This window comes from Candidatus Krumholzibacteriota bacterium, assembly GCA_034520215.1.
In the GTDB taxonomy this organism is placed as follows: domain Bacteria; phylum Krumholzibacteriota; class Krumholzibacteriia; order Krumholzibacteriales; family WJIX01; genus JAGHBT01.
The window spans coordinates 1,035,663-1,047,290 of sequence record JAXHNR010000001.1 but is presented as its reverse complement, the minus strand read 5'-3'; the positions used below and the strand labels follow the sequence as shown (position 1 = coordinate 1,047,290).

Annotated in this window: 9 protein-coding genes; 1 reads left to right on the top strand and 8 read right to left on the bottom strand. The window is 37.5% G+C overall.

The features are described 5' to 3' along the window. Positions 1-56: 56 nt before the first annotated feature. On the top strand, positions 57-719 hold the full coding sequence (locus U5O15_04545; GenBank protein ID MDZ7859923.1) for a tetratricopeptide repeat protein: 663 nt from the start codon (positions 57-59) through the stop codon (positions 717-719). A gap of 135 nt (positions 720-854) precedes the next feature. On the opposite strand, the gene leuS is transcribed toward U5O15_04545, so the two are convergent. The 8 genes from leuS to U5O15_04505 form a co-directional block, all read right to left on the bottom strand. Then, a complete protein-coding gene (gene leuS / locus U5O15_04540) occupies positions 855-3,368 on the bottom strand; it encodes a leucine--tRNA ligase (GenBank protein ID MDZ7859922.1) in 2,514 nt (837 codons plus the stop codon). 184 nt (positions 3,369-3,552) lie between these two features. Then, positions 3,553-3,888 carry a thioredoxin gene (gene trxA / locus U5O15_04535; GenBank protein ID MDZ7859921.1) on the bottom strand — a complete coding sequence of 112 codons (336 nt, stop codon included), beginning with the start codon at positions 3,886-3,888 and terminating at the stop codon, positions 3,553-3,555. 43 nt (positions 3,889-3,931) lie between these two features. Next, positions 3,932-4,975 carry a DNA polymerase III subunit delta gene (gene holA, locus U5O15_04530; protein ID MDZ7859920.1) on the bottom strand — a complete coding sequence of 348 codons (1,044 nt, stop codon included), beginning with the start codon at positions 4,973-4,975 and terminating at the stop codon, positions 3,932-3,934. Between the two features lie 2 nt (positions 4,976-4,977). Beyond that, complete coding sequence (locus tag U5O15_04525) at positions 4,978-5,523, bottom strand: LptE family protein (GenBank protein MDZ7859919.1); 546 nt, start codon at positions 5,521-5,523, stop codon at positions 4,978-4,980. After that, the gene (locus U5O15_04520; GenBank protein MDZ7859918.1) at positions 5,510-6,934 is read right to left on the bottom strand and encodes a sigma-54 dependent transcriptional regulator; all 1,425 of its coding nucleotides are present in this window, start codon (positions 6,932-6,934) and stop codon (positions 5,510-5,512) included. Before U5O15_04520 ends, U5O15_04525 begins: the two co-directional genes overlap by 14 nt. Positions 6,935-6,941: 7 nt before the next feature. Continuing rightward, a complete protein-coding gene (locus tag U5O15_04515) occupies positions 6,942-8,984 on the bottom strand; it encodes an ATP-binding protein (protein MDZ7859917.1) in 2,043 nt (680 codons plus the stop codon). Between the two features lie 105 nt (positions 8,985-9,089). Beyond that, positions 9,090-9,893 carry a sugar transferase gene (locus U5O15_04510; protein MDZ7859916.1) on the bottom strand — a complete coding sequence of 268 codons (804 nt, stop codon included), beginning with the start codon at positions 9,891-9,893 and terminating at the stop codon, positions 9,090-9,092. Between the two features lie 771 nt (positions 9,894-10,664). After that, on the bottom strand, positions 10,665-11,627 hold the full coding sequence (locus U5O15_04505) for a hypothetical protein (GenBank protein MDZ7859915.1): 963 nt from the start codon (positions 11,625-11,627) through the stop codon (positions 10,665-10,667). Position 11,628: the final 1 nt, after the last annotated feature.

Below are 11,628 nucleotides of genomic sequence, written 5' to 3'. Positions count from 1 at the left end.
ACTTGTAAAATCGAGAATAACTATATATTTTAATTTAATAAAGGGAGGTAGCAGAATTGAGAAACAGAATGACGAGAAAAGAGATAAGGGAAGACGCGTTTGTCTCCTTCTTTGTTAAAGCCCATGAATACATAAAAACACACCAGAATTACTTATTTGCTGCTGTAATTGTCGTTATTATAATCGTTTCAGGTATTGTGTGGTATTCCAACCACGCGGAAGAATCCAAGATCCAAAGTATAAACAGGTTCTCAGAGGGACTTACTCTTTACAGACAAGGCGAGACAACTTCCGCTGAAGATATTTTCAGATCTGTTAAAAATGCTTACGGCAATAGTAAATATGGTGTATTCGCAAGGTATTTTGCCGGCAAATGCGCCCTCGCTGAAGGCAGAAACACAGACGCGACAGATTATTTTAATGATTATTTAAATAACTGCAATGAATACTCGTTCTATAAAGAACCGTCGAAGATAGCTATCGCTATAGCCTATGAGAACGAACGTGATTTTGAAAAAGCCGCGGAAATGTATGTTGAACTTTCCGAGAAAGAATCTTCAACAGGAAAAGATGGAAGTTTTCTTGAGAAAGCATCTGAATTATATAAGCTTGCCGGAAAGAAGGGAAAAGCTGTCGAGTTATTGGAACAAGCTCGAGAGTTTAAAGAAGGTCTTGCCAAGAGGGAAATACAACTCAAAATAGATATCCTGAAGGGATAGAGAGTATAGACAAAAGTACTTTCAGCTGATGTGATTATGATTCCATAATGTCGTATAATATATATTATGTTAACCAATATAAATATACTATATTGCTAATAGCTTTATAAGTGTTCTTAGGTTATTATTGTATATTTATGATACTACTATATTTACTAACTTATTGGGAACCACTATAATCTTCTTTACTTTACCAGAATTCGTGTACTTTTTAATTCTTTCATTCTCAAGCGCTATCTCTTTTAATTTTTCCTCATCGCTTTCTGAATCGACGTCAATTCTCGCTCTTACCTTACCGTTAACCTGTATTATAAGTGTAAAAGTATCTTCTTCCATGTAACGCTCGTCTTCAACGGGTAATTTTTCCTTAAAAACAGTGGATCCATATCCGCAAAGTTCTCTCAATTCCTCGCATAGATGAGGAGCAATCGGAGCAAGAAGTATCAAAAGATTGTGGTAAGAATACCTGAACAAATTCACGGAATACTCATCACTCGAAGATAATCCCGAATCGGTATCGATAAAATTATAAATTTCATTTGTGAGCTCCATCAGAGCGCTTATCGCGGTGTTGAAATGAAAACTGCCGCTTAAAACGTCTCTTTTTACTTTGGATATTGTTTGCTGAACTTTTCTGTAAAGTTCAAGCTGAGAGTCCTGCATAGATTTCGGATCAAGAGTATCCGTTTTCTTATGTTCAGACGCAGCAAAACCTTTAAAAATGTCTTCATTATTAGAATATATGCGCCATACTCTATTTACAAACCGCCATGCGCCTTCAACCGCGCGCTGATTCCATTCCGCATCCTTCTCCGGAGGACCGATAAATAGAGTGTATATCCTGACAGTGTCCGCGCCGTATTTATCAATAAGTTCGTTTGGACTAATTACATTACCGGCGCTCTTAGACATCTTAGAGCCGTTTCTTGTTATCATCCCCTGCGTAAACAGGTTTTTGAAAGGTTCTTCAAAACCAACAAAGCCTTTATCGTAGAGGAACTTTACGATGAATCGTGAATACAAAAGATGCAATATAGCGTGTTCAACTCCGCCTATATATTGATCGACGGGCAACCACCTGTCTGCAATTTTTCTGTTAAAGGGTCTACTTGAATCATTTGGCGATAAATATCTCAAAAAATACCAACTGGAATCAACGAACGTGTCCATTGTGTCGGTATCCCTTTTCGCGGGACCTCCACACACGGGACACTTTGTGTTAACAAATATTTCAGAAGTAGATAATGGGCTTTTTCCGTCTCCCCTCGGGGTAAAATCAACATTATCGGGCAGATAGACTGGAAGTTCATCTTCAGGTACTGGATTAACTCCGCATTTGCCACAATACACTATTGGAATCGGAGCTCCCCAGTATCTCTGTCTCGAAATAAGCCAGTCTCTCAGTCTGTAATGGGTAGTTCTTTTCGCGAGACCTTGCTTTTCCAGAGAATCAGTAATTACTTCCATTGCCTCTAAATTTGAAAGCCCGTCATATTTATCTGAATTTACCAGCGACCCGTTGCCGATATAAGCTTCCATTAATTCTTCAAGATCAGAGTCATCAGGTTTGATCACTTGAACAACTGGTATATTGAGTTTAGCATCACGCGCGAATTCAAAATCCCTCTGATCATGCGCCGGTACGCCCATCACAACCCCTGTGCCATAATCCATAAGAACATAACCGGCAAGATAAATGGGGACCTTTTCTGATGTAGCTGGATTTATTGCGTAACAGCCTGTAAAAAACCCTTCCCTCCCACTTTCAGCTCTGTCCTGCATCTTCAATTTCTTAATACGGTTTATATATTCAATACCTTCTTCTCTTCCGCCAATTTCAAGTAGTTTTTCCGCCATAGGATGATCGGCAGCCATAACTATAAAAGTTACGCCGAAGATCGTGTCAACTCTCGTAGTAAAACAAGGGAGGATTTTATCTGATTTATCAAGCTTGAAACTGATCTCAATACCCTCACTCTTACCGATCCAGTTCTTCTGCATTGTGCGAACCCGCTTAGGCCAGTTATCGAGATTTGAAAGATCATCAAGCAGCTTATCGGCATATTCGGTTATTTTAAAGAACCACTGTTTTAAATTCCTTGATTTAACAGAAGAACCGCATCTTTCACATTCACCGTTAACAACCTGTTCATTTGCTAGTACGGTTTTGCAAGATGGACACCAGTTGACAGACGCTTCTTTCCGGTATGCTAATCCTGATTTATATAATTGAACAAATAACCATTGCGTCCACTTGTAATATGCAGGATCACATGATGCTAATTCTTTAGACCAGTCATAAATAACCCCCCACCGACGGAATTGATTCTTCATCTCTTTAATGTTCTTATTTGTCCATTCGGAGGGGTTTATCTTGTTTTTTATGGCGGCATTCTCCGCCGGCAGTCCAAATGAATCCCATCCCATTGGAGCAAGTACATTGAATCCTTCCATCATTTTTATTCTGGCGAGAGCATCTCCTATAATGTAATTTCTTCCATGACCAACATGAAGGTTCCCGGAAGGATACGGGAACATCATCAGACAGTAGTATTCATTACCCCGTAATTCCAAATCACAATTAAAAACCTTATCCCAGCGCTTTTGCCACTTTTGTTCTACTTCTTTGAAATCAAATGTATCCTTCAATGCCTCACTTCCTTGTTTTAGTATAACTCAAACCAGCACATGATCTCCGCTTTACCCTCACCCTAAACTTATAATATTCATCGGGTATCTTTTAGTATCTTATTGATCCAATTAGAATTTGTATTATCAATATAAATAAAATGCTGACGGGTTTTCAACAACGTAAGATATGATAAAATATTTTTTAAACCAATTTGACAAGTTTTCTCAATTTTTCCTCAATAAGTTCCTTCGATATTGAGCCCGTTATCCTGTCTATCAATTTCCCATTTTCGAAAAACAGTAAAAGGGGTATATTTCTTACTTCATATTTCTTGGTCGTTTCATTATTATCACTTACATTAATTTTACAGAACGATATTGCGCCTTCGTATTTTTCCACCATTTCTTCTATTATCTTTTCAATCTGTTTGCACGGGACACACCATGGCGCCCAGAAATCCACTACAACCGGTTGTCTTGATTCTTTGATTACACTATTAAAGTTGCCGTCCACAATTTCTTTGATTTTACCACTCATTTATTTATTTTTCCCTTCTTCCGTCTATAAAATAATTCATGTCCTAGCTAACACGTAATCTCTCTAAACTATTATCCGCTTCATATAATTCATTCTCAAACGAATGTAAAAAACAGCTTATAATTATTAGGCTTTGAGGTAGAGAGCTTCTTTTAATTTTCAAATCCGCCACACGCAAATTCTCGAGCCATAAAAGTATTTCCTTTTTAGTAAAGGAATTTGCCTGTTTTCTTCTTTTAGCATACCAATAGCCGCCGGATTTGTAACCATATTTTATCTTCAACAGGGTGATAAAGTTTCTAATCAGATTATATACTATCACGGAAGGTCTCTCAGTGCCAGAATTAATAATCTTAAATAATATTTCAAGTGTTTCAGATTCTCTTTGCGGCTCGAGTGTGTCTATTAAATCATATATCCCGTTAAATCTGTAATTACCAATAACTTGCCTAAGGTCTTCTATGTCGACTTTTCTGTCCTCATAGACAATAGCAAGTTTATCAAGTTCATTTTTAAGATCATAAATATTTCCCCCTATTCTTTCAACAAGAGTTTTACTCGCTTCCGGGCTTATTTTGACCCCCATATTTCCGGCTTTCTGAATAATCCAGCGCCTCAGATCCCCTTCGTAGAGCTTTCTGAATTCAAGAACGGTTCCGTTCTTTTCAACTGTTTTTTCAAGTTCCTGAAAACCTCGGGGAGGTTTAATTCTTCTTCCCGTTTGATCATGTGTATTATATATAATGACAACAATGCTACTTTCAACAGGATCCCCGCAGTATTCAGTTAGTTTTTTGCAGCTTCCGCGCAAGTTTTCCAATTCTCTAAGAACGAGAACCTTTTTTCCCGCCATAAAAGGAAAGGAATTAGCTGCTGATATAAATTCTTCGATGTCAACATCGCGTCCATATGTAACACTTAAATTAAACGCGTTCTTAACATCACCGCCGAGGACTGAAGATGCAATCTTTTTTTCAAATTGTTCCATAATGAATTTCTCTCTTCCCTTTAGTAGATAGACATTAGATTTCTTTTTTTTGTCTATACTTGAGAAGATTTTCTTATATCTACTGAGAATTGAAGCCATTATCACCAATCCTGAACTGTATTTGATAGTATTCCGTTTACTAAATCAGTATAGATATTTTCTAAGGCTTTTTCGTAATTCTGTTCCACAGTTCCGCTGGATTCAAGATAATAATCTCCATGCGATTTAATTATTTTGTTTTCCCACACATATTCGTTTTTCTTCTGATTAAACAAAGAAATCCTTAATCCTATTATTAATCTGTATTGTTCAGCCTGAATGTTTTCCGCTGAGTTTTTGGAAAAAGTAAAGGGATCATTCCTGTATTCAACGATCTTGCCCTCCAGAATAGCATCCGAGTCTTCGTCAGAAACTACCTTCAGTGTATTATCTTTGATTAGTCCGTCAATAATTCTCTGTGTTATTTCTATTTCAATATTAGGTTCAGGTGTTTCATTATTAAAATATGGAACACTAATATACTTGATATCGCCTGCTGTTCTACTGGTAGTACTATAATATCCGCAGGATGACAAAACGGCGGCGATAATAGCTGATGCTATTGTTATCGATCTTAATTTTACCATTGCCGTCCTACACTCTATCATTATATTGACTAAAATCCAGATTCTTCAATCTATAACGTAACTTATCACGGTTTAAACGAAGCAACTTTGACGCTCTAGACTGATTATCATCTGCTTCTTCCATAGCTTTACTGATCAAGTCCCTTTCTAATGATTTGATCAACTCTTCAAATGGAACACCTTCTTCGGTGAAAGGTTTACTCAGAGCGGTTTCTATCTTATGCAGAATTTTATTTTTACCTTCGATCTTAACAATATTTTCTGTTATATTACTCGGAAGGTGTTCAATTCTTAGAACCTCGTCATCTTCCAGCAGCACGATCCTTTCTACGGCATTTTTAAGCTCTCTAATATTACCCGGCCATTTATATTGAAGTATTGCTTCAAAGGCTTCATCTGTGATTTCCTTGAAATTTTTGTTAAACTGCTTGTTAAATCTATTTAAAAAGTGCTTTATAAAATTGTACAAATCTTCTTTTCTTTCACGTAAGGGAGGAATATTTATTGGAACCACCTTTAACCTGTAGTAAAGGTCTTTCCTAAACTCATTTTTCTCTACGGCTTCTTCAAGGTCTCTGTTTGTAGCCGAAATAATCCGTACATCAACACTCAGATCTTTTGTCCCCCCTACTCTTCTGAATGTCATTTTTTCCAATACTCTTAGAAACTTAACCTGAATCGTTTTACTCATTTCACCTATTTCATCCAGAAAAAGTGTGCCGTTATTTGTTAACTCCAGTAAACCCCTTTTTCTTTCATGTGCGTCAGTAAACGCCCCCCTTTCATGTCCGAAGAGTTCGCTTTCGAGTAATTCTTCGGGAAGGGACGCGCAGTTTACTTCCATAAACGCCTTATCCCTTCTTTTGCTGAAATTATGAATCATATTGGCGATTATTTCTTTTCCTGTTCCACTCTCGCCCTGAATCAGCACAGTTGTTGTTCCGCTGCCTGCTACTGTTTTTACTGTCTTATAGATCTTGTTCATTCTTTCACTTGCGCTTGGCACATAGTTTTTGCCAAAATCCAGGTCAACACGTCTTCTGAGATTTATAAGTTCCCGGTTTATTCTTTGAGAATTAAGCCCCTTTTCAACAACGAAAAGCAACTGTTCCAGATTCACGGGTTTAGTTATGAAATCAAATGCCCCTCTCCTCATTGCGGAAACCGCGGTTTTAATATCACCAAAAGCTGTAAGCATAATAATGGTAATCTCCGGATAATTTTTCTTTATTTTTTCCAACACTTCCATACCATTAATATCGGGAAGCTTGAGGTCAAGAATAACCAGATCAGGAAGCTCTTTCTCAACAATCTGTAAAGCATCAGTGCCATTTGCCGCTGAGAAAGTTTCATATCCGTCATCTTTAAGGGTTTTTTCCAAAAACATCCTTATGGTATTTTCATCGTCAACTAGAAGGACAACCGGTTTCACTTTTCTATCACCTTCCGTATTTATCTAAAGGTAAAGTTATTTTGAAAGTCGTTCCTTTATGTTCTTTGGACAAAACATCGATATTGCCGTGATGACGATGTATTATGCTATGAGTTATATACAGTCCGAGCCCCGTCCCATTTTTGTTCTTGGAGAAAAATGGTTCAAATATTTTCCCCAAACTTTCTTTGTCAATTCCTTTTCCATTATCGGCAATTTCGACTTTCAATATTTTCTTCTTTTCCCTGATATTATGGTCCGTAATTTTCTCATTGTAACTCTTTGCTTTCACTTCAACTCGTCCGTTTTCTTCAGTTGCTTCCGCGGCGTTCTTAAAAAGGTTAATTAACACCTGTATTATCTGATCGGGATCAACTTCCACAGGTTCAACATTATCATCTATCTGTTTATTAAATTCAACACCCTTTTCCAGAAATAGATCCTTTATTGAATTGTAGCTCTTATCAATCAATTCAGAAATATCAGCCTTCTGATAAAGAATATCACTTGGTTTAACAACTTTAAAGAGGTCCGTTATAATTCTGTTTAACCTTTCCACTTCACTGAGAATTGAATCTATACTTTTATCCTCCTTCCGGGGATATCTGCCGCTTCTCTTGAGGTACTGAACACCAGCCCCTATACCGGCTAATGGATTCCGGATTTCATGGGCGATCGCGGAAGTAAATCTGCCGAGAACAGCGAGTCGATCAAGGTGACGAATTTCTTCTTCCATTTTTTTGATGTCACTCCGGTCAACAAAAAGTACTATAGCCCCCTGAACTTCATCCTTTTCCCCAAGAAATTGCGATGTAGTCATTCTTATAGGAATGTGATATCCGTCAGATCTTTTCAAATACCCTTCATGAAAACTGACTATTCCCTCTCTGCTTAACATATTCCCAAGTGAATATTCCTCCTTTCCAATATTCTTATCGATTATCAAATCAAAAACACTTTTCTGCTCAAGTATATTTGTATCCATCTTAGACATTTCCTTAGCGCTTCTATTTGCGAAAGTAATATTTCCTTCAAGGTCTGTAACGAAAAGCCCGTGACTCATACTCTCAAAGACTTTTTCCATAAATATTTCAGCCTGCCTTAACCCCTGATAAAGAAGCCAATTCTCAATATTTGAACTCACCAGAGTTCCCACGGTCTCTACTGTAACTTGATCGATATTCGTCAGTTGCGTAGCCCTGTATCCGTCTGACACAATTAACATACCCAGAAGCGGTAGATGAGGGCAGGATAAACACCTGTTGTCTGTTAAGTACGGATCATCCGGCATTCTTCTTTCTTCCCGGTCATCTTTCATTAGAACGCATCTATCAGGATCACCACAAGGGGTTTTTCCTTTAGAGTTCATCATGGGAACACAAATATAAGATGACATTGTACTTCCGGGGAATAAATCTTTTTTACCAATTTTCTCAAGCGGGTGCTGTTCTGTATCCCTAATTAAAAAAGATTTTCCCGTTTGTAATGAATTAAAAATCGCCCCTTCGAGATTTGAAATATCGAAATTGAGGATTCTTTTTTTAATCTTATTGTTTTTTTCGATATTAATTACACCCTGAAGTATTTTTTCCTTTCTGCGCGCAATGATAAAAGCAACTTCCTTGTAGCCTATCCCATGCATCAGATAATCAAAAACAGATTCTGTAAGTTTTTTTTCATCCAGAGAACTTATAATATTTCTTCCAATTTCTTTTAAACTGAGAAGTTGAATATTCTTCTCCACAAGTTTGAATATTGTCCTCTCCAGATCCTTAAGTATTGCAAGTATAGTATTATAGAATATATCTTTTCCCTCTATTATCCCGCTGTCCACGAATAACCCTTCACTCTTCAAACTGGAAAGCCTATCTTGGATATTTTTGACTTTTTTGGTGTGGTTTCTGTAAGCCGCAGTGGTAATGACAGAAACATACACGATACCGCCAAAGAGAATAATCCGCGCTAAAAACGAATGAGACGCAAATAGAGCCGCAACTATCATCGTTGCGAAAACAGCAAAGAGGAGTAATAAACTTCTTTTAGAAAACATATAAACCCTCTGCTTTCCGTCAGCTCGGAAAGAAATAAGAATTTCCAGCCTAAACTACTTCAGGCAATTTCAATTGTAAGATATTAACTGTAAAAAAAAAAGGGATTAATAAGCCCCTTTTCCGGTAAGAATTACCGAGATTGTTTTGATTATAATTTTAGCCTCGGTTAGAAAAGAAAGACTCATTATATAGAGAAGATCATATGAAAGTTTTTTCTCCATCAAATCCATTGTATTAGCATATCCGGCCTCGACTTGCGCTAATCCTGTAATTCCAGGTTTGGTTTTTAACCTCAAAGTAAATTCAGGAAGTTCTTTCCGTATACTTTTAATATAAAATGATCTTTCCGGTCTTGGGCCTATTAAACTCATATCTCCCTGGAGAACATTTACAAATTGCGGCAATTCATCAATGCGCGTCCTGCGCAGAATTTTCCCGATTCGCGTAATCCTCGAATCGTTCTTCTTCGCTAATGCGGGCCCGGATATTTCCGCGTCCTGCCTCATCGTTCTTAATTTGTACATTTTAAAAGGTTTGCCATAACAGTTTTCTGCTCTTCTATCCTTCTTCGAGCGTTTTTCGAATTTTATCTCGGCATCTCTTCTTCTTCTATCGACCGCCCTTCTATTTAAGCCTATTCTCTCCTGGCTGTAGAAAACAGGCCCCCTTGATTCAAGTTTTATAAGAATAGCGGCTATGGCCAAAAGGGGCGACAATATAACGAGTGCGATAACAGAAATAATGATATCGAAAACCCTCTTTAACTTTAAATCGGAATCAAAGATAGGTTTTATCTGCTGAACATCTCTGAAAAGTATACTCATATTATCCCTGAAAGGATCAATTGAGCGGCTTCTTCTCCTTCGTACGGTAGCAGGTACTGTATTAAGTCTTCTGAATATTGTCAAATCTTTTCACTCTCTACTTTCAAACAAAAAAAGTTCTCTATTAAGATAAAATTTACAATCTACTAAAAGGCAATTCTCATACCAACATCTGATCTCTTTCATTCCCTGATTTATCGATTCTTAAAAACCGGCATAACATCTAGTAATAATAGCAATTACAAGACAGTAACTCAGTATTTGGTAATTATTCCCCAAATGTAGCGGCAATATATATGGGTACTTTTACCCATATTAATAAAGCCTTTGGTAAATTTTACGCAGTTTTTTTTAAGTCCCTAAATCCATACCGGGCTGTTGCTACTTTAGTGTTCCTGCTAAATCTGTTACTCATGCCAAATATGAGAGTATTATTATATCATTTTTTATAAGTTAAATCAAGCTCGGTTATGAATGGAGTTTCCCTAATTTTTAACATTCCTTTGTATATCCGGCTATTGGTATTTCAAAACCCTCTCGGAAGACGAGCGGGCATGGTTTTCCCATTTCCTTTAAGGAAATGGGAAAGAGCGGGCCCTAAGAGCGGGAGACGCGATTTCCTCGCAGGGGAAATAGACGGCGTTTTTGACAATACCAATAGCCGGATAGAAACTAAATGTCAATTCCACTTATCATTATGGGTAATTACTTGATAGTTATGCCATTACTAAAATATTGCCCTTGATTTTTGGGGAATGTCCTGCAGGTACGAATCCCGCTATTTTTTTTAATCTATTCGTATGAGAGTCTTTCCCGCTCACGATGTTATTATCGGAAAAATTTGCCTATTCAGTGTTATTCAGTAAATGATATTCTTTTTTCCAATTCAAAAGCAGGCGCCGCATTACCGGCCTTGTCAATAAATATTCCGTTAACAATAAGGTCTGTTCCGGTAAGACTCGAAGGGGGATAAAAATCTCTTTCGTATATACCATCTTCCGCGACACCGTCCCCGAATCTATTATTATCGTAAAGTTCCACTGTATCTGAATAACCCTCAATTAATATACCGGCTTCTCCCCCCGCTTCATTATCTTCCACGTTCATGGAAAAGTGGATCATTTGACCAATATCGTAGAACGAACTGTCAGGGGTGATTGAGACACTAATTATTCTTGAATAAGTATCAAGTATTACAGACGCGCTTACCGGATATGATTCATTACCAAAAGCGTCTTGGAATACAGCATAAACAAGTTTCTCCCCGTCTACATGTTCAACCGTCCAGTTTTTCGATTCAACACACCTTTCCCAACTTACACCCGCTAATGTTGAATCGTTTGCTATTTTCATAACACTGCAAATCTCCGGAGCGGTTACTTGAATATTTACATCAACGGAATTTGTATAAACTGTTCCATTATTTATTAATATTGAATAGACTGAAGGCACCCCCCGAATCCAACTGCTTCTGGATCCTTCCAGTCCGCTGCTTCCGACACCGGCAATTGAATAATAATATTCATTGCCGTTTAAAAGGTTGTCATCTACATAGACTTCATTAGTTGGCTCCGCGACAACCCTTTCTTCAGTCAACTGGGTTTTACGAAATATCTTATAATGACCGGCATTATCTACGGCTTCCCAGGAAAGTGCTATTTCACCGTTATCAACCTTAATTGCAACACCCTGCGGCGCTTCTATATTTTCTTCGGAGATGTCATCAGGATTAGCTATTTTAACATCATCTAAACATCCAGAAACTGAAAAAACAATAAATAGCATAACTGCAGAAACAAGGAATATTCTTTTCTTCATA

Excerpts from the sequence above, each read along its gene's own strand:
- trxA (MDZ7859921.1), bottom strand. The coding sequence starts at position 3,888 with ATGAGTGGTAAAATCAAAGAAATTGTGGACGGCAACTTTAATAGTGTA.
- U5O15_04505 (MDZ7859915.1), bottom strand. The coding sequence starts at position 11,627 with ATGAAGAAAAGAATATTCCTTGTTTCTGCAGTTATGCTATTTATTGTT.
- holA (MDZ7859920.1), bottom strand. The coding sequence starts at position 4,975 with ATGGCTTCAATTCTCAGTAGATATAAGAAAATCTTCTCAAGTATAGAC.
- U5O15_04525 (MDZ7859919.1), bottom strand. The coding sequence starts at position 5,523 with ATGATAGAGTGTAGGACGGCAATGGTAAAATTAAGATCGATAACAATA.
- U5O15_04515 (MDZ7859917.1), bottom strand. The coding sequence starts at position 8,984 with ATGTTTTCTAAAAGAAGTTTATTACTCCTCTTTGCTGTTTTCGCAACG.